18 protein-coding genes and 1 pseudogene are annotated in these 17,334 nt (G+C 63.1%); 8 read left to right on the top strand and 11 right to left on the bottom strand.

What is annotated here, in order from left to right; translation table 11 throughout:
- Positions 1–158: 158 nt before the first annotated feature.
- Positions 159–404, bottom strand: a complete 246-nt coding sequence (locus CRO12_RS09070; protein ID WP_097063736.1) for a hypothetical protein — start codon at positions 402–404, stop codon at positions 159–161.
- A gap of 157 nt (positions 405–561) precedes the next feature.
- Between CRO12_RS09070 and CRO12_RS17720 the strand changes: the two genes are divergently transcribed.
- The 5 genes from CRO12_RS17720 (at position 562) to CRO12_RS09055 (ending at position 4,289) form a co-directional block, all read left to right on the top strand.
- Positions 562–1,530: a hypothetical protein gene (locus CRO12_RS17720; RefSeq protein ID WP_144033579.1), complete on the top strand. Its 969-nt coding sequence runs from the start codon at positions 562–564 to the stop codon at positions 1,528–1,530.
- Between the two features lie 81 nt (positions 1,531–1,611).
- Complete coding sequence (locus CRO12_RS17970; RefSeq protein ID WP_179640936.1) at positions 1,612–1,788, top strand: hypothetical protein; 177 nt, start codon at positions 1,612–1,614, stop codon at positions 1,786–1,788.
- A gap of 316 nt (positions 1,789–2,104) precedes the next feature.
- Positions 2,105–3,577: a hypothetical protein gene (locus CRO12_RS09065; RefSeq protein WP_097063735.1), complete on the top strand. Its 1,473-nt coding sequence runs from the start codon at positions 2,105–2,107 to the stop codon at positions 3,575–3,577.
- Positions 3,574–4,005, top strand: coding sequence for a hypothetical protein (locus CRO12_RS09060; RefSeq protein WP_097063734.1), 432 nt, complete (start codon positions 3,574–3,576; stop codon positions 4,003–4,005). The genes CRO12_RS09065 and CRO12_RS09060 overlap by 4 nt, the downstream gene beginning before the upstream one ends.
- Positions 4,005–4,289 carry a hypothetical protein gene (locus CRO12_RS09055; protein WP_097063733.1) on the top strand — a complete coding sequence of 95 codons (285 nt, stop codon included), beginning with the start codon at positions 4,005–4,007 and terminating at the stop codon, positions 4,287–4,289. Before CRO12_RS09060 ends, CRO12_RS09055 begins: the two co-directional genes overlap by 1 nt.
- Positions 4,290–4,337: 48 nt before the next feature.
- Here the strand turns inward: CRO12_RS09055 and CRO12_RS09050 are convergent, their stop codons facing one another.
- From CRO12_RS09050 to CRO12_RS09040, 3 genes are all read right to left on the bottom strand, one after another.
- Positions 4,338–5,192 (bottom strand): DUF6694 family lipoprotein, encoded by an 855-nt coding sequence (locus tag CRO12_RS09050; RefSeq protein ID WP_097063732.1) that lies wholly within the window; start codon positions 5,190–5,192, stop codon positions 4,338–4,340.
- A 3-nt stretch (positions 5,193–5,195) separates the two neighbouring features.
- Entirely contained in the window at positions 5,196–5,792 is a 597-nt protein-coding gene (locus CRO12_RS09045) for a hypothetical protein (protein ID WP_097063731.1), read from the bottom strand.
- 253 nt (positions 5,793–6,045) lie between these two features.
- Positions 6,046–7,770 carry a recombinase family protein gene (locus CRO12_RS09040; protein WP_097063730.1) on the bottom strand — a complete coding sequence of 575 codons (1,725 nt, stop codon included), beginning with the start codon at positions 7,768–7,770 and terminating at the stop codon, positions 6,046–6,048.
- A gap of 58 nt (positions 7,771–7,828) precedes the next feature.
- Between CRO12_RS09040 and CRO12_RS09035 the strand changes: the two are divergent.
- Positions 7,829–8,116, top strand: a pseudogene (locus tag CRO12_RS09035) (JAB domain-containing protein); the annotation flags it as partial.
- 138 nt (positions 8,117–8,254) lie between these two features.
- Here the strand turns inward: CRO12_RS09035 and CRO12_RS09030 are convergent.
- Positions 8,255–8,680, bottom strand: coding sequence for an OsmC family protein (locus CRO12_RS09030; RefSeq protein WP_097063728.1), 426 nt, complete (start codon positions 8,678–8,680; stop codon positions 8,255–8,257).
- 32 nt (positions 8,681–8,712) lie between these two features.
- Positions 8,713–9,960: a polyhydroxyalkanoate depolymerase gene (locus CRO12_RS09025; protein ID WP_097063727.1), complete on the bottom strand. Its 1,248-nt coding sequence runs from the start codon at positions 9,958–9,960 to the stop codon at positions 8,713–8,715.
- A gap of 142 nt (positions 9,961–10,102) precedes the next feature.
- Here CRO12_RS09025 and CRO12_RS09020 point away from each other — a divergent pair, with 142 nt between their 5' ends.
- Positions 10,103–11,875, top strand: a complete 1,773-nt coding sequence (locus tag CRO12_RS09020) for an ABC transporter transmembrane domain-containing protein (protein ID WP_097063726.1) — start codon at positions 10,103–10,105, stop codon at positions 11,873–11,875.
- Positions 11,876–12,003: 128 nt separating this feature from the next.
- Here the strand turns inward: CRO12_RS09020 and dnaJ are convergent, their stop codons facing one another.
- Together dnaJ and dnaK are read right to left on the bottom strand one after the other, a co-directional pair.
- Complete coding sequence (gene dnaJ, locus CRO12_RS09015) at positions 12,004–13,134, bottom strand: molecular chaperone DnaJ (RefSeq protein WP_097063725.1); 1,131 nt, start codon at positions 13,132–13,134, stop codon at positions 12,004–12,006.
- A 120-nt stretch (positions 13,135–13,254) separates the two neighbouring features.
- On the bottom strand, positions 13,255–15,171 hold the full coding sequence (dnaK, locus tag CRO12_RS09010; protein WP_097063724.1) for a molecular chaperone DnaK: 1,917 nt from the start codon (positions 15,169–15,171) through the stop codon (positions 13,255–13,257).
- Positions 15,172–15,345: 174 nt separating this feature from the next.
- Here dnaK and CRO12_RS09005 point away from each other — a divergent pair, with 174 nt between their 5' ends.
- Positions 15,346–15,780: a copper chaperone PCu(A)C gene (locus CRO12_RS09005; RefSeq protein WP_097063723.1), complete on the top strand. Its 435-nt coding sequence runs from the start codon at positions 15,346–15,348 to the stop codon at positions 15,778–15,780.
- A gap of 9 nt (positions 15,781–15,789) precedes the next feature.
- Here the strand turns inward: CRO12_RS09005 and CRO12_RS09000 are convergent, their stop codons facing one another.
- The 3 genes from CRO12_RS09000 to CRO12_RS08990 form a co-directional block, all read right to left on the bottom strand.
- Positions 15,790–16,053, bottom strand: a complete 264-nt coding sequence (locus CRO12_RS09000) for a PilZ domain-containing protein (RefSeq protein ID WP_097063722.1) — start codon at positions 16,051–16,053, stop codon at positions 15,790–15,792.
- 116 nt (positions 16,054–16,169) lie between these two features.
- The gene (locus CRO12_RS08995; protein ID WP_179640935.1) at positions 16,170–16,940 is read right to left on the bottom strand and encodes a Crp/Fnr family transcriptional regulator; all 771 of its coding nucleotides are present in this window, start codon (positions 16,938–16,940) and stop codon (positions 16,170–16,172) included.
- A 115-nt stretch (positions 16,941–17,055) separates the two neighbouring features.
- Positions 17,056–17,298 (bottom strand): DUF6894 family protein, encoded by a 243-nt coding sequence (locus CRO12_RS08990; RefSeq protein WP_097063720.1) that lies wholly within the window; start codon positions 17,296–17,298, stop codon positions 17,056–17,058.
- Between the last annotated feature and the right edge of the window lie 36 nt (positions 17,299–17,334).

Genomic DNA, 17,334 nt, shown 5'->3' with positions numbered 1-17,334 from the left:
CACGCGCCCGGTAAGCGCGAAGGCATAGGTTCGAATGCGCTGTGACGGTGGGGACCGCCGACTCTTTTAAAAACGGTCCCCACCTAAGCAAATCCCGCATCTAAGCGGGCAGAGCGCCTGTCTGGAGTCAGGCGCTGCTTCTAGTTATCTCTCGGCGTTCACCGCTGCCCGAGTTCGCTGCTTTTCTGCTCTCGCAAGGCCTTCAGAGCCACTCCAGTCGACCACGGCACGTAGATGGCTCCAGCGAGCTTGGCCCAGCCGTCGAAATCCCAGTCGCTGGTGCCGATTACCCAACATACAACCATGATCACCCCACCCGCAGCGACGTAACCGACCATGCTCAGGAGGGATGTCAGGATGATGACCGTCAGACCTTCCTTCCAACGCTCGACTACCTCCCGCATCCGAAATCCCCAGACTTACGCGGCTTGTATCCTATCGTGTGATGTGGTGCGTCGCTAGCCGAATGAAGGATAGCAGCGCACTTATGAAGACGTGTGACCCGTTGCTTAAGCTAATCCGCGACGTTACCTTCAAGCCTTCACTGCGGGCGGGGGCGTCGTGGCAAGCATTGTCGACTTCGGACGAAATAGTCTCACTCACCTGAAAAGCGCAACTATCGGCGCAGCCGTTGGCGTTCCATCTTCGCTAATTGGCATCTTTGACCGTTTCAGCCCTCTTCAGGGCTACTTCCTTGCCATGTTCGGTCTTATAGCGGCGGCGACGGTGTGGTGGATCAAGCGTCAGCCTTTCCTAACCGACCGCCAGACCGGAAGCGCGTTAAGCTGGCTAGTCGGATCGATAACTGGTTTCGTCGTTTGCTTGATTCTCCCTCTGATTACACCGCCATCATCAGCACAGACTTACAACGCGTCTAATGATCCAAATCCTTGCGTAAAGGCTGTTGCGTTTGGCTTCAAGTGTTCATCCGAGAGTCTTGGAGAGGCCCTATATTCCGGCAATGAGACTATAATAAAGCTGCTGGTATCCGGAGGGGTTCGGATCGAGCCTCTTGATAACATCAATGGCTTTCGCGCAGGCGCTGTGAAAATGTATGTTGATGCATTGAGCGCTTCAAATAAGCTGAATGATTTAGCTAAAGAGTGCTTGAGCGCGCAAACAGCAAGCACGGCTTACGGGTGTTCGATAATCGAACAAACGGAAAAGGTCACGTGCGCGTTGGAAGACACATTAGATACTGACCGGACGTTTCAAGCCTATATAGATCAGGATTCACGTAAATTCAGCGAGGATAAAGCTAAAGAATTTCCCACTTTGGTATCTAATTGTTCGTTTGCACCTGATCAACTTCCGATCAAAAGCGCAGCGACAATCTACTCAGAACTTAGAGAATGCTACTATTCCGGGCACTTTGCGCTGACTTGTGAAAAACATGCATCCAATAAACTTTGCGCACGGAGAAAGCGTGGCCTCGGTGACGCTGATCAACAGCAGTTTGCAGAACAGGCGCGAAGGGTGCGCGCATCCGAAATGAAGCGGCGTCCCGATTGTAGTCGATATACCACATAAGCGGCATAGTCCGTCATCTTGCGGTCTAAGCCGTCCTTCGGACGATAGAACCAAACCCCGCTCTTCAGTGAACGGGTATGCGTGCAAGAGAACCTGATCTGGCGCGAAGCCAAGTCCGTGATTGAAATCAACCACGCAGCCGAGGAACGGAGCGAGCTTGCTCGTGGAGTGATCGGCAAGTGGATCGGTGGACCGCGACAGCGGGACGCCGCCATGTTGACCAGCGCAAACATCGCGCCGCTAATTGGCACGCCGTAGCTGGTGATCAGCACGCGGCAGAGCCGCCCATCATGGTCTACATGGAGGGAGGTCGATCACTCGCTGCGCTCGTGACGACCGGCCTCTACGTCTCGCTTGCTCCCTAGCGGTCGCGCTCCGACTTGAGGCGTTTTTCAGTCACGCAGTGTCGCGTAGGCACGCAATACCTATAGATACTTATTAGATAATTCATGCTGACGCACAGCCGTTAGACCGCCGAATGACGCCGTCGAAAGATCAATTTCGACAAATGTCCACCGACTCAAGTAGGATTGCTAAATAGAGGTGATAGACCGTCACGCTGATTAGGAGTCTTATGCGAGTAACCGTTGATGAAGCCGCGCCGGGTAGCGGCAAGACTTTTCGAGCCATTAATGATGCGATATCGTTCAAGGGCAAATACCTGTTCGTTACTGAGCGCCGCCATGCCATCCGCGCCGTGGCGGGTGAGGTTCGCGCATCGGCGTTGCAGCGTGGTCGCAACCTCGTGGTCGAACCGCTCTCCAGCGACGAAGACGGCATCAACGTTCGTGAGTCCGTCGAATACCTGCCGAGCAAATACGCGGGCGAGCACCACATCATCGCGGTCATCAGCCACGCCGCTCTACTGATGTCAGACCTGACCGACTTCGACGGTTGGCACCTCATCATCGATGAGACGCCAGCCGTGTTGGCGATTCAAGAAGTTCGCACCCTGCGTGACGCAGCCTTCTTCCACCAGCACTACGATCTTGCCGAGCTTGACGGCTATCAGACTTGGTCCACCGTCTCACCGACCGGCGCCGGTAAGGCGCTCACCTCGCGCCATCTCTTCCACGACGACAGTCACCGCCACCTCCGCGCCTTTCACGGACGCGTGTTGGAGAGCCACGCCAGTGGCAACCGCAAGGTCGTGTGCAGCCTGTCCGATTGGGACCAGATGACGGAGTCGGTTGAGTTCGATGATGGGTCCAAGAAAGCTCGCCAGTGGGTGTGGGGGTCCCTCTTCACGCTCAACGCCGTGACGGTGTTCACTAGCGTGTTGATCCTCGCCAACCGCTTCAGCGAGTCCTTGACCTACAAGCTGCTCAACGAAGCCGCGAAGACTGATGGTCTGGCACTGGAGTGGGTGACCCGTCGCACCACACGCCCAATCGTGTGGGAGAAGCGCCGCGTGAACGTGGTCTACTTCAGCGACCGGAATGCCAGCCGTTTTCACTTCGCATCTGAGGGCGGACGCGAGAACCTTCAGCGCATTGACTCCTACCTCGCCAGCCGGATCGATCAAGAGCGCTTCATCTGGTCAGTCAATGAGAGCATCGCGTCATCGTTCACCTCGCTACCGGCCGCACGCCGTCTCCGCATCAAGCAGGCTGGTTCGAATGAGTTTGCGGGCTGTAACCAAGCAGCGGTGATCTACAGCGCCAAGCCGAGCCCCAACATCGAAGGCCTTCTCAAGGTTCATGGTGTCACCGCCGAAGATTGGCGCATCACCAACGAGTTCGAAGTCATCCTTCAGTTCGTCACGCGCACCAGCATTCGCGACCCGCGTTCGGCCGAGGAGGTGACCCTTTACGTCTATGACATCGACCAAGCCTCCTACCTCCTTCACCAGCTTGCCTTGCTGGATCACGTGGAGGTCACGTTTGAGAAGGCTGACGTTGCGATCAACGATCAGAAGAAGCGTCGTGGTCGCAAGCCGCGTGAACTGACTGAAGCGGAAGTGGCTGAGCGTGCCGCGCGTCGCCGCGAACAGAACGCCGTCAGCGCCCGCAAAGCCCGCGCGAAGGCGAAAGGGGAAGCGGCATGAAGGCCTTCCCCTCCACTGAGATAACCAGTGACTACATCGACACCGTCGCTAGCCTAGTGACGCGTGTCGCTGGTCCGCCCGCACTGGTCACCGACGTGCGCGACAGTGACAGCACCGCTGACGTGTGGATCAACCGGCGTGCCGCGTGGCTGTCATTCACGCCCGCCCTGCTAGCGACGGTGATCGCGGTCAGAATGGATTGTCCTGACGATCTAGAACTGATCGTCACGACGTTCGAGCAAGCCGTCACCGAACCGACACCGGGTGAACTGATCGGACCCCTGATCGGTGCCGCATTGGCGCAATCGTTCGGACTGCTGTCATTCAAGGATGGTCGCATCAACCTGCACTTCAGAGACAGTGGCGCGGTTAGCGTGTTCATGACTAGACACGAGTTGAGTCAAAGGCAGCTACAAGGGGCCGAGTAATGGCTGTGGTGACCATCACTCCGCATCAGGTCAGGCAATTGGTCGCCGCAACGACGCCCAGTCCGCAAGCGGTCGGAGTAGCGCTGGCGACGCTCGTAGTATCGTCTGCAAAGCACCCGACCCTCGACATCAGCCCTGTCGCGCGCTGGATCAGCGCCAACATACAAAACGTCTTGTCGGTCATCGTTGCTGACGGTCTGTGCAAGCTGGAGTTCGTTGATGACGTGGATGCAGTAGCGTTCGCGCTGACGTGGTCAGATGTAATCGGGTCGGTTAAGAGGTAAAGCCTGCCCCCCGGCGTCAGACCGGGAGCCAAGTTCAAATGGTGTGAGCTACTGGTTCTGAAGCTTCTTGCGGAGTTCGTCCCGCTTCTTCTCAAGCTGAACCACTTCCGCTTGCTTAGATTTCACGTCCTCGGGATCGCCCTGCAACAGTGCCTGACCATCCGCGCCTTCTACGTTCACCACCTCTAGTTTGAGCTTCAAGTCAGGACGCCGCGACCACTCGCCTACTCGCCACTCGCCGAACGAGTTTGGCTGAAGATCGAGTTGCTGCGACTCACCGCTTTCGAGGCCACCGGGGAACTCGTAATTTACAGAATCCGACACCCACGGAATGGATCGACCGGGAGAGATTACCGTTCCGGCAAGATAGATTCTGCTAATAGGTGTCTTTGAGTTGTTGGTGATCCGAAAACCCAGCGTCGGCTGCGCCATGAACTCATTGCTATCATCAATGTAGTATTTGGCAGAGTCTATCTTAATGTTGTCAAATATCGCCTTGTATTTCCTGCGCTCAGCGTCGAGCCGTTGAACGGCTTCAGCACTCTCCGTAATTTCCGCTTCCAGAAGCCCGATACGCGTCTCGTATCCAAGCTTGATGATGTCGTCAGCGGACTTTCCGTCGATCTTGTCAGCAGCGGCTAGCAAGAGAGGTGAAGTGAGCGTCGCACCGCTCATCATGCCGGTCGTTGGATCAGCAACGTTGAATGCAATAGCGATCATCGCCTGCCTGAACTCTTCCTTCTTCTCGTTAGGAAGGTTATCACTGATAGCTGCTATGCTCTTGCTGTAAGCTTGCGGGCTACTAGTATCGATCTTATCGCCGCACGCTGCCAGCGAGAGCGCCACCGACGCAACAAACAATCTCGCAACCTTCATGACTTCCCCCATCCCCGTGGCGACCACTTCTTAGCCCGATAGCTCTCCTTCCGCCAACTTGACGAAGCTATCATCGACCATGCCTGTGGCCGCTAGCACCCGGTAGTTGCGCGTCTCGCCCTCCACAGCGCCGCCGTTGACCGACATCGCGCTGACCCACGTGCGCTTCCCGGTCTTGTAGGTCCGCCAGTGCCCGCGACGCTCGTGCCCGACCGGTGACGCGTGGGCGCCGCCCTGATGCTCTGTCCGGGGCGTTATGGCGTTCGGACGAACGGTGATAAAGCGTGCTCGACGGGCCTCTCTGGCGCGCCGGGTATGCGGGTTGCGGATTACGCCTTCGGCGATGCCTTCGACGCGCTCAGTGGTGGGTGCCTTCAGCGTCGTCAGGTGATGCATGATGAGGGTTTGTGCAATCGACCACGCTTCGTTGGCGATTTCCGTCCTTCGCTCGCCTTTTACGACACTGTCTCCATATACTTCGATAAACTCGATATCCTCGCCCTCATCTGTGTGGTGTATCATCGCCGTATGCAGACGATCCACGGAACGAGATAGAAGAAAGTAGAATAGGTATTCCTTACCAGAATGCTCAATGAGGCAGGACAGCCACATATCCTCGAAGGGCATCGGAATATCTGCAACCGCTGTTCCTCTCAACAGCTTTGATCCGTTCAGGACTAGCTTCTCTTCGAAGAAGAAAACAGGCCAACGATACGCCGGTATGTCCCGCCGTGTTAGACTAATGAACGTCCGTTGCAGTCTCGCAACTGTGTCATTCAACGTGCACTCCCATGCTTAGCCCGAGCGGGCCGGTTGGTGATGGAGTGACCGTCTCACACTTTTCTATTCTGTCACCTATTTTCTTTGTCGAGGCACGGGATCACGCGCGTGCGCGGCGCAAGATGTCATCGAGCGCCACCACATCAGCCGTCTGACCACGCGCGCCGACCATCCGGGCGCTAGCCTCCCGCTTGAACTCATCGGCCGCGTTGACCCAAGCAAGGTAGTTGTGGCGCTTCAGAACGTTGCCAGAGCGGTCGAACTCAAAAGCGACGTGGTTGCCCTTCAGGATCATCGTGACACGCCCATCGCCCTTCTGATCAAAGGTCATCAGAGCAACGATGCCCTTGATCGCATCACGGACCTTGCGTCGCGCCTGTTCGCGAACGTCCGGGTCGTTATCGTGAATGGCATCGCGAACCTCTTGCACGCGTCGTAGGTGTTCGTCCGGTGACACCTGACCACGTGCCTGATCTAGTGCCCTCTGTGCCGTGTCTAGCTCCGCCCGAGCCCGGCTAAGCTCCCCCTCCACCTTCGTGAGTTCGGCCAGCATGGCTGCACTGTCTGGCATCTTGCGCAACACTGCGATGACGTTGCCCTGTTCGTGCTCTAGCTCTTCGATCCGCTTACGCGCCCGCGCGGTTCGCGCGCTCAACGGTGCCACGTCATCAACGACCACGAAGTGCGTATCGTCCAATGCCAAGTGGAGCATTTCGGTCAGCGCAGCCCGCTCAATCAGGTCGTAGCGGTAGTTCATCTTGTTTGCGCACGTCCCGTAGCGCGCATTGCGGCAGTTGAAGTATTCGTAACTGGTGCCGCGTCCAATGCTGCCGCTCTTCCCCCGCGTCCCGCTGGCAAGCCGACCAACGCTGCCGCCGCACTGCTCACACGTCGTCACCCCGACGAAGAGGTTCTTCGCCTCCCCCGCGTTCCGACCGCCCGTCCCCTGACGCTTGGCGATGGCGGCACGGGCACGCTCCACAAGGTCAGCCTCCACGATGCGTGGATAGTAGCCACGGATGATTTCACCCGTGCCCGGCTGATTGCTGCCCTTGCCGACGTGGTATTCGCCCTCAACGGCCGGAGAGTGGAGGATGTCGCGGACGTAGGCTGTGCACCACTGCGCCCGTTCAGACTTCCACCCGACGCTCCACGGCTCCACCGTGGCGTTCAGCCGCTTGGTAATGCCGGTGTAGCCAAGACCGCTGGCACACCATTCATAGATCATGTTGACCACAGCAACGCGGTCTTCAATCCGCTGAAAGCCCGTCGCGCCCTTTTCTCCGTTGAGCCACAAGGGGGCGCATGGCGTCGCCACCACGCCATCGCGTGCGCGCTGGTTTAGGTTGGCAACCACCGCCTGCTGACGATCAGAACGCGTGTTTCCTTCGCTGTTCGCCCGCTTGCTCTCAAATAGGTGCTGCAACATCGGACCAACGTTGATGCCCGACATCGCATCTTCGTTCAACGTAAGACGAGGCCGGGCAACTTCGATGATCAGCCCGGCATCGTTCACGTCTTCGATCCATCGTCGCGCCGTTCGATATTCTTGGCGTGATAGGCGATCTAGGTTCTCAACGATGATGCGCGTGCCCGCTACGTAATGACCGGCGTCGATGCGCTTGCGTAGCTTACCTAGGTTGCCAACGCTAAGATGATCACTCTTCCACGCACTCCGCCCCGCATCTTCGATAAAGGGTTCGGCGAGCGTCCAACCCTCCTTTGCCATCAACGCAGTGGTCTCTTCCCGTTGTCGTGCAAGACTCGAACCTTTGTCTTGCTTTTTAGAAGAGAAGCGATGGTAGCAGATGGCGAGCGTGGTCATGGGTCATGCTCCTATCGACCTACCGGCCGGGCACAACCTTCATACAACCACTTTTCGGCTGAACGCCCGCAACATCCTGATCCGCGACGAGCTGATGAACGAGGGCACCGTCGACGAGGCGCCCGTCTACACGCGCGAAGTGATCGCCGCCGCGCTCCGCTATGGCTCGGCAGCCATCATCCTGGTCCACAACCACCCGTCGGGCGACCCCTCGCCCAGCAAGGCGGACATCGACGTCACCCGCCTGATCGCCACCGCGGGCAAGCGGCTTAACATCGCGGTCCACGACCACATCATCATGGCGTCAGGCGGGCACGTCAGCTTGCGCGCAAAGGGTCTGCTTTGATTTTGTTCGCGCAGAGCCGCTTAGGCGCAGAGAGGTTTTTCAATGTCTGCGCGTAGCGCCCTAACTCACTTCGGCTGAAACGCCCGCGGCGCGATCGTAGAACCTCTCTGCGCCTCTGTGTCCTTGCGCGAACAGAAATCACCCCAGCCGATGGGTGAGCGTCACCTCGGCGTTCATCAGCTTCGACACCGGACAGCCCGCCTTCGCATCCTCGGCGATGCGCGCGAAGGTATCGGCGTCGATGCCGTCGACCTGTGCCGACAGATCAAGCGCGGACTTGGTGATCGTGAAGCCGTCGCCGTCCTTGTCGATCGTCACCGCCGCCTTGGTCTCCAGCGTGCCCGCGGTATAGCCCTCACCGGCCAGCGCAAAGGCCAACGCCATGGTGAAGCAGCTCGCGTGCGCGGCGGCGACCAGCTCCTCCGGGTTTGTGCCGGGTTCGTTCTCGAAGCGTGTACCGAAGCCGTAGCGGCTGTCCTGCAGCACGGTGGACTGGGTCGAGACGAAGCCCTTCCCCTCCTTGCCCAGGCCTTCGTAGCGCGCCGTTGCGGTGCGGGTCGTCATTGCTGCTGCTCCATGCTCGGGTTGAAACGGACTCAGGCCGCGTGGGTCGCGATCCACTCCTCGACGACCGGCGCGATGCGGTTGCGCCACTTGGATCCGTTGAAGATGCCATAGTGGCCGACTTCCGGCGCCATGTGGTAGCGCTTCTTGTCCTCCGGCAGCGCGGTCGAGCTCGTCAGCGCCGCCTTGGTCTGGCCAACTCCCGAGATGTCGTCACGCTCGCCCTCGATTGCGAGGATGGCGATGTCGGTGATCGCCGCGGGATCGACGCGGGTGCCGCGGTGCATCATCTCGCCCTTGGGCAGCGAGTGGTTCTGGAACACAACGTCGATGGTCTGAAGGTAGAATTCCGCCGTCATGTCGCAGACGGAACGATACTCGTCGTAGAAGCGCATGGTGGCGTCGGCGCTGTCGCCATCGCCGGCGACCAGGTGCTTGAATAGCTCCCAGTGCGAGTTCAGGTGGTTGCCGAGGTTCATGGTCATGAACCCGGCGAGCTGGAGAAATCCCGGATATACCTCCCGCCCTGCGCCGGGGTAGGTCATTGGCACGGTCGCGATGACGTTCTGACGGAACCAGGCGTGCGGCCGCTCGGTCGCGAGCGTGTTCACCGCAGTCGGCGCCTCGCGCGTGTCGATCGGCCCGCCCATCATGGTGAGCGTTGCGGGCCGGTTCGAGTGCTTCGCGGCACTCATCAGCGCCGCGGCGGCATAAGCGGGCACGGACGGCTGACAGACCGCGAGCACGTGCGGCCGCACGGAGCCGCCCTCCGCCACGCTCGCGGTGCCGATCGCCTCCAGAAAGGCGATCAGATAGTCGACGTAATCGTCCAGGTCGAAGCGCCCGTCGGCGAGCGGCACCAGCTTCGCGTCGCGCCAGTCGGTGATGTAGACGTCGTGGCGCGGAAGCATGCGCTCCACCGTGCCGCGCAGCAGCGTCGCATAATGGCCGGACATCGGCGCGACGATCAGCAGCTTCTCGCCGCCCGTCACGCCCTCGCGCCGGAAGTGCTTCAGCTGCCCGAACGGCTTCTGGAGCACGATCTCCTCGACGACCTGCACCTCTCGGCCATCGACGGTGGTGCGGTCGAGCCCGAACGCCGGCTTGCCGCGCGGCGCTGCGGCATGCGCGAACACCTCCAGAGCGGATGCGACCACCGGACCCCCGCCGAAATAAGCGAACGGGTTGGCCGGATTGTTGAGCAACCCGACGGAGATGTTCGCAAGCGCACTCGCACCCGCCAGCATTGAGCGCTGCAATTCATAGGCGTTGTAGAGCATCAACGGTTCATCCCGCGCCGAGGTCGCCGGCGTGTGGCCGATATAAAGCAGCAGTCTTGCGAAACAATCATCATGCACTGCAACAAGCGGTCGGCGGGCGCATATGGTTCCACCCTGGCACAAGCTGCGCTAGGCGGCGCGGATGGCCACTGCCGCTCCCGCCAGCCCTGCCCGTTTCAGCAGCCTCCTGATCATCTGGCGGATCACGTCACGCTACCCCGGCCGCATCGCCGCCGCGCTCGCCGCGATGCTGGTCGCCGCGCTCGCCACCCTCGCGATCCCGTCCAGCTTCAAGCTGATCATCGACCGCGGCTTCGCGAGCAGCGGTGGCGGCGACATCGCGCGGTGGTTCCAGTACCTGCTGTTGATCGTGGTGGTCATGGCGATCGCGACCGCCTTCCGCTTCTACTTCGTCTCGTGGCTGGGCGAGCGGGTCGTCGCCGACCTGAGAATTGCGGTGCACCGCAACCTGCTGCGCCAGAGCCCCAGCTTCTTCGAGGAAAACCGCCCCGGCGAGATCGCCAGCCGCATGACCGCAGACACGACCATCATCGAGCAGCTGGTCGGCTCCACCATCTCGATCGCGGTGCGCAACGTCGTGGTGGGGGTCGGCGGCATCATCTATCTCTTCACCCTGTCGCCCAAGCTGACCGGCATGCTGCTCGCCGGCATTCCGCTCGTGATCCTGCCGATCGCGCTGCTCGGACGCCAGGTCCGCACCATCTCTCGCTCGAGCCAGGACCGGGTGGCGGACGTGGGCGCCATGGTGGGCGAGACGCTGGGCGCGATGAAGGTGGTGCAGGCGTTCGGCCAGCAGGCGCGCGAGGGCGAACGCTTCGCCGGCGGGGTGGAGCAGGTGCTCGGCACCGCCAAGCGTCGCATCCTGCTGCGCGCGATAATGACCGCAACCGTCATCGGGCTGATCTTCACCGCGATCACGCTCGTCATGTGGCAGGGCGCGATCGACGTCGCCTCCGGGCGGATGACCGGCGGCACGATCGCCGCCTTTGTGCTAACCGGCGGGCTGGTCGCGGGATCGTTCGGCGCGCTGACCGAAGTGACCGGCGATCTGCTGCGGGGGTCAGGCGCGGCGTCGCGCCTGGCGGAGCTGATGTCGGTCGCGCCCGTGATTGCAGCCCCCGCCGCACCGCTGCCGCTGCCCGAGCCGCCCCGCGGCGCGATCCGGTTCGAGGACGTGGTCTTCCGCTACCCGACCCGGCGCGACGTCGCCGCGCTCCACGACTTCACGCTCGACGTCGCACCGGGCGAGACGGTGGCGGTGGTCGGCCCATCGGGCGCTGGCAAGTCGACGCTGTTCCAGCTTGTGCAGCGCTTCTACGATCCGGACGGCGGGCGAGTGCTGGTCGACGGCGTCGACGTGCGCGCCGCCGACCCGGCCGAGGTGCGCGCGCGGATCGCCATGGTGCCGCAGGAGACGGTGATCTTCGCCGCCTCTGCCCGCGACAACCTGCGTTATGGCCGCTGGGCGGCGTCCGACGCGGAGCTCTGGAAGGCGGCCGACGCGGCCAACGCCGCCGAGTTTCTCCGCGCGCTGCCCGACGGGCTCGACACCTATTTGGGAGAGGGCGGCGCGCGGCTGTCGGGCGGGCAGCGTCAGCGGATCGCAATCGCCCGTGCGCTGCTCCGCGACGCGCCGATCCTGCTCCTCGACGAAGCCACCTCGGCGCTCGATGCCGAGAGCGAGCGGCTGGTGCAGGACGCACTCGAGCGGCTGATGGCGAGCCGGACGACGCTGGTCATTGCGCACCGCCTGGCAACCGTGCGCGCGGCGGGGCGGATCGTGGTCATGGACAGCGGCCGGATCGTGGAGACCGGAACCCATGCCACGTTGATCACCCGCGATGGCCTCTACGCGCGCTTGGCGCGGCTGCAATTCGGGGCCGATAGGGATTGACGCGACGGCACCCCCACCAAACCGTCATCCCCGCGCCGGCGAGGATCTAGACTGGCTGGCCTGAGTGGGTCCCACCACTTTCACCGCCTCTAGATTCCCGCTCTCGCGAGAATGACGGAACCTGTCGATCAGCCCAGCGCCGCCTTGATCTTGGCGAAGAAGCCGGTCGACTCCGGGCACTCCTCGCCCGTCTCCGTTTCGCGGAACGCCTCCAGCAGCTCGCGCTGGCGTGCGTTGAGCTTGGTCGGTGTCTCCACCTCGATCCGGACCACCAGGTCGCCGTGGCCGCGCCCCTGGAGCACCGGCATGCCCGCACCACGCTGGCGCAGCTCGCGGCCGGACTGGGTTCCCGGCGCCACCCGGATGCTGTGCAGCTGGCCGTCAAGCCCGGGAAGCTCGATCTCGCCGCCAAGCGCCGCCGTTGTGAAGCTGATCGGCGCACGTGCGAACAGGGTGGTTCCCTCGCGCGCGAAGATCGGGTGCTTCTTTACGTGAAGAAAGACGTAGAGGTCGCCTGCCGGCGCACCCCGCGCGCCCGCCTCGCCGCGGCCCTGGAGGCGCAGCTTGGTGCCGTGATCGACCCCTGGGGGAATTTCAAACGGGATCGTCCGGGTGGTCTCGACGCGACCCTCGCCGCGACACTTGACGCACGGATCGGTGATCACCGCACCGGCGCCGTTGCAGCCGGGGCAGCTTCGCTCGAACACGAACGGCCCCTGCTGCGAGCGGACCTTGCCCGCCCCGCCGCACATCGCGCAGTGGCGGTGACCGGTCCCGGGTGTCGCGCCCGTGCCCTCGCAGGTGTCGCACGCGGTGGAGACATCCACCGTGATCTCGTCGGACTTGCCGTGAAAGGCGTCCTCCAGCGTGATCTCCAGGTCGTAGCGGAGGTCGGCGCCGCGACGGACTTGCTGCGCACCGCCGCCGGCCCGCCCGCCCATGAACTCGCCGAACACGCTCTCGAAGATGTCGGAAAAGCCACCGAAATCCGCGCCGCCGCCGAAGCCGCCGCCCGCACCCGGCCCGCCGTTGCGGAAGGCGGCGTGGCCGAACCGATCATAGGCCGCGCGCTTCTGCGGGTCCTTGAGGCAGTCGTACGCCTCGCTGATCGCCTTGAACTTGGCCTCGCTGTCCTTGCACCCGGCGTTCTTGTCCGGATGGTACTTCATCGCGAGCTTGCGGTAGGACGACTTGATCGTCGCATCGTCGGCGGTCCGCTCGCATTGAAGCAGCTCGTAATAGTCGATCTCGGTACTCATAACGGGCCCCCGCCCCCCTCTCCCCCGACCGTCACCCCAGCGCACGCTGGGATCTCAGGCCGGTCGTGAGACGGCCGGAGATGCCAGCGTCCACTGGCATGACGATGGAGGAACATCAGGTTACGCCTTCTGGTTGTCGTCCACTTCCGAGAACTCGGCGTCGACGACCTCCTCGCCGCCCGCCTCGCTGCCCGCAGCGCCCGTTCCGGCACCCGGCGATGCAGCCGCGGCCTGCTCCTTCTCGTAGATCGCCTGGCCCAGCTTCATCGCGCCCTGCGCCAGCGCCTGCGACTTCTCGGTCATGGCCGCGGCGTCACCGCCCTCGACCGCCGTCTTGGCCTCGGCGACCGCCGCCTCGATCTCCGACTTGAGGCTCGCGTCGACCTTGTCGCCGTGCTCCTGGAGCTGGCGCTCGGTGGTGTGGATCAGGCTCTCGGCGTTGTTCTTCGCCTCGGCCGACTCACGCCGCTTCTTGTCCTCATCGGCGAAGCGTTCGGCATCCTTGACCATCTGGTCAATGTCGCTGTCGCTGAGGCCGCCCGAGGCCTGGATGCGGATCTGCTGCTCCTTGCCCGTGCCCTTGTCCTTGGCTGACACGTTGACGATGCCGTTCGCGTCGATGTCGAACGTCACCTCGATCTGCGGCACACCGCGCGGTGCGGGCGGGATGCCGACCAGGTCGAACTGACCGAGCATCTTGTTGTCGGCCGCCATCTCGCGCTCGCCCTGGAACACGCGAATGGTAACCGCCTGCTGGTTGTCGTCCGCGGTCGAGTAGGTCTGCGACTTCTTGGTCGGGATCGTCGTGTTTCGGTCGATCATGCGGGTGAACACGCCGCCCAGCGTCTCGATACCGAGCGACAGCGGCGTCACGTCGAGCAGCAACACGTCCTTGACGTCGCCCTGCAGCACGCCCGCCTGGATCGCGGCGCCGATCGCGACGACCTCATCCGGGTTGACGCCGGTGTGCGGGTCCTTGCCGAAGAAGGACTTCACGACCTCACGCACCTTGGGCATGCGGGTCATGCCGCCGACCAGCACGACCTCGTCGATCGCGTCGGCCTTCAGCCCGCCGTCGGCCAGCGCCTTGCGGCACGGCTCCAGCGTGCGCTGGATCAGGTCGTCGACCAGCCGCTCCAGGTCGGCGCGGGTGATGGACTTGACCAGGTGCTTCGGCCCGTTCTGGTCCGCGGTGATGAAGGGCAGGTTGACCTCCGTCGAAGCCGCCGAGCTGAGCTCGATCTTCGCCTTCTCGGCGGCTTCCTTCAGACGCTGGAGGGCGAGCTTGTCCTTTGTCAGGTCGATGCCCTCGACCTTCTTGAACTCGTCGGCCAGGTACTGGACGATCTTGGCGTCGAAATCCTCGCCGCCCAGGAAGGTGTCGCCGTTCGTGGCCTTCACCTCGAACACGCCGTCGCCGATCTCGAGCACCGAGATGTCGAAGGTGCCGCCGCCGAGGTCATAAACCGCGATCGTCTTGTTGTTGTCCTTCTCGAGGCCATAGGCGAGCGCGGCCGCGGTCGGCTCGTTGATGATGCGAAGCACCTCGAGCCCTGCGATCTTGCCGGCGTCCTTGGTGGCCTGGCGCTGCGCGTCGTTGAAGTAGGCCGGCACGGTAATGACCGCCTGCGACACCGTCTCGCCGAGATAGGCCTCGGCGGTTTCCTTCATCTTCTGCAGCGTGAACGCGCTGATCTGCGACGGCGAATAATCCTCGCCACCCGCCTTCACCCAGGCGTCGCCGTTCGGCCCGCGCACGATGGTGTATGGAACCAGCTCGGTGTCCTTCTTGGTCACCGGATCGTCGAAGCGGCGGCCGATCAGGCGCTTCACCGCAAAGATCGTGTTGTCGCCGTTGGTGACGGCCTGGCGCTTCGCCGGCTGGCCGACCAGCCGCTCGCCGTCCTTGGCGAAGGCGACGATCGACGGCGTGGTGCGGGCGCCTTCCGCATTCTCAATCACCTTGGGCTTGCCGCCCTCCATGACAGCCACGCAGCTGTTGGTGGTGCCGAGATCGATACCGATAACTTTTGCCATAGTCTTCTGCCTGTACCCCCAGGTTCTCAAACCGATAATGATCGCCCGCGCCCCAGATTTAGGCGACGCGGGAACCGATCGTTACCGGCGCGATATAGGTGGGGGTCGCCTTGCCGCAAGAGCCGCTCCGAGCCTAAGGAACGGGTGGTTTTTCTCGCAAGAGGAGTGGGTTGAATGCGCGGAACACTGGCAGCGCTGGGGCTGGCGGGCGTGCTGCTATCCGGGTGCGGGGCGGACGCGCCGGCGGTGAGCGACGCCTGGGTGCGGCTCCCCGCTGTCACCGGCCGCCCCGCCGCCGCCTACTTCACCATCGCACCGGCAGCCTCGCCGCGGGTGCTGACCGCGGTTCGCAGCGGGATCGCGGGGCGGAGCGAGCTCCACCAGAGCATGGCGCATGGATCGGCCATGACGATGGCGCCGCTCACCCAGGTGCCGGTGCCGGCCGGACAACCGCTCCGCTTCGCACCCGGCGGTCGGCACGTCATGCTGTTCGACCTCGCCCCGGACGCGAGGGCCGGCGGCCGGACGACATTGACGCTGGAGTTTGCCGATCGAACGGTGGTCAACGCCTCGGCAGAGGTGCGCGGCGCCGGCGATCCGGCACCCTAGGCGCCCGCGTCAGGCGACCTTGACGGGTCCGACGAACTCCAGCCCGACGCGGTTCGCCTCCACCCACTGCACGCGCGCGGAACGAATGCCGTAGCTTTCCCGCGACAAGGTGACGCGGTCGCGCACCCGCAGGCCAAGCGGCGCGGTGACCTGCGCCCCGCCCGCCGACACGTCGACCATCGTCACACGGGCGGCACCGTAGCCGCGAGCGCTGAGCCACGCGTCCCAGCGCACGTCCTCTCGCCGTTCGGTCCGCCGCTCGTGATCGCCCAAGACCTGCCCTTCCCGCTAGCTCGCCACCAACCGGACTCGCGCTACGCGGGCGGTTGCCGGTTGGCACCGCCACAGTGTGGCGCTTCCGGGCAAACAAGAGGTTAAGAGCCGTCAGCTCAGACGCTGATCCGCAGCCGTTCCTGGCGGTGGGGCTCCATGTCGGCGAGAAGATAGGTCGGGTCGAACTCGCCCGCGCGCGCCAGCGCCTCCCACTGGTGGATCGTCACCCGCCCACGCGTCACCGTCAGCAGCCCGCGGGCGTGAAGCGCGCGCAGCGACCGGTTGACGTGGACGGAGGTCATCGCGGCCGCGTCGCCCAGCTGCTCCTGCGTGACCGGAAAGTCGTACTGGCACGCCGCCGTCCGGTTGCGCCCGAGCCGCACCGCCACCTCGCAGAAGATGTGGGCGAGCCGGGTCTGCGCATCACGCCGCCCGACGTTCAGCAGCCACTGCAGTAGGATCGCCGATTCCAGCATGCAGTCGCGCCAGAACGCCTCCGCGATCGCGGGAAAGCGCGCGGCAACCTGACGGATCGCGCCGTGCGAGATGCGCAGGATCGTGCTGGGGCACAGCGCCGTCATCCCGCCAAGGCCGATCGGGCGGACGGCGGAGTGAAGGTCGGCCATCTCGCCCGGCAGGTGGACCGACGTGATCTGCCGCGCACCCTTCGCCGTCTGCCCGACCCGGGCGATCACGCCTGAGACGACCAGGCAGCTGTACGCAACCTGCTCGTTGATGTGGACGAAGTCCTGCTTGCCCCGCAGATGCACGGTCTGGGTGGGAAGGTCGAGGATCGCCTGCTGCTCATCGGCGGTGAGCACCGAGCGCTGCATGATCCGGTTCAGAAACGCGCCAAGCGGCGTTTGCTCTCCACTGCTGACGTCCATGCTCCCCTGCACTGCCGGGAGCCTCGTGATTGTCGCGGCCACCATTCGGGCGAGATGCATGGTCCGGCGCGTACGGGAAATAACATAGGTCGTGAAGCGATCGAACCGTAGCAGGCTACCCGCCCTTGATCGTGATCAGATCGCCGAAGCGCAGGACGGAGACGACAGTTCCGTCCCCCGTCACGACCTCAACCCGGTGGTTGAGGTCGAGCGGCAGCCCCGCCATGACATGCTCCGCCATGAGCTCGCGGGCGCTGCGGACGGCGGCGGCTTCCGCTGCCGCCTGGTCGGCGAACTCGCCCCCTTCCTCATCGACGACGTCGACGTCGTTGTAGAGGTTGAGGTAATAGCGCGGCATGCGCGTAAAAGCGCGGCATGCCGCCACCGGGTTCCT

The organism is Sphingomonas guangdongensis (assembly GCF_900199185.1).
GTDB classification, from domain to species: Bacteria; Pseudomonadota; Alphaproteobacteria; order Sphingomonadales; family Sphingomonadaceae; genus Sphingomonas; species Sphingomonas guangdongensis.
Note: the sequence above shows the minus strand (reverse complement) of the source record. Positions and strands in the feature narration are given on the sequence as shown.

Bases quoted from the DNA above. Each gene is read 5' to 3' on its own strand.
- CRO12_RS09070 (WP_097063736.1), bottom strand. From the start codon at position 404: ATGCGGGAGGTAGTCGAGCGTTGGAAGGAAGGTCTGACGGTCATCATC.
- CRO12_RS09065 (WP_097063735.1), top strand. From the start codon at position 2,105: ATGCGAGTAACCGTTGATGAAGCCGCGCCGGGTAGCGGCAAGACTTTT.
- CRO12_RS09060 (WP_097063734.1), top strand. From the start codon at position 3,574: ATGAAGGCCTTCCCCTCCACTGAGATAACCAGTGACTACATCGACACC.
- CRO12_RS09055 (WP_097063733.1), top strand. From the start codon at position 4,005: ATGGCTGTGGTGACCATCACTCCGCATCAGGTCAGGCAATTGGTCGCC.
- CRO12_RS09045 (WP_097063731.1), bottom strand. From the start codon at position 5,792: ATGCCCTTCGAGGATATGTGGCTGTCCTGCCTCATTGAGCATTCTGGT.
- CRO12_RS09040 (WP_097063730.1), bottom strand. From the start codon at position 7,770: ATGACCACGCTCGCCATCTGCTACCATCGCTTCTCTTCTAAAAAGCAA.
- CRO12_RS09030 (WP_097063728.1), bottom strand. From the start codon at position 8,680: ATGACGACCCGCACCGCAACGGCGCGCTACGAAGGCCTGGGCAAGGAG.
- CRO12_RS09025 (WP_097063727.1), bottom strand. From the start codon at position 9,960: ATGCTCTACAACGCCTATGAATTGCAGCGCTCAATGCTGGCGGGTGCG.
- CRO12_RS09020 (WP_097063726.1), top strand. From the start codon at position 10,103: ATGGCCACTGCCGCTCCCGCCAGCCCTGCCCGTTTCAGCAGCCTCCTG.
- dnaJ (WP_097063725.1), bottom strand. From the start codon at position 13,134: ATGAGTACCGAGATCGACTATTACGAGCTGCTTCAATGCGAGCGGACC.
- dnaK (WP_097063724.1), bottom strand. From the start codon at position 15,171: ATGGCAAAAGTTATCGGTATCGATCTCGGCACCACCAACAGCTGCGTG.
- CRO12_RS09005 (WP_097063723.1), top strand. From the start codon at position 15,346: ATGCGCGGAACACTGGCAGCGCTGGGGCTGGCGGGCGTGCTGCTATCC.
- CRO12_RS08995 (WP_179640935.1), bottom strand. From the start codon at position 16,940: ATGGACGTCAGCAGTGGAGAGCAAACGCCGCTTGGCGCGTTTCTGAAC.
- CRO12_RS08990 (WP_097063720.1), bottom strand. From the start codon at position 17,298: ATGCCGCGCTATTACCTCAACCTCTACAACGACGTCGACGTCGTCGAT.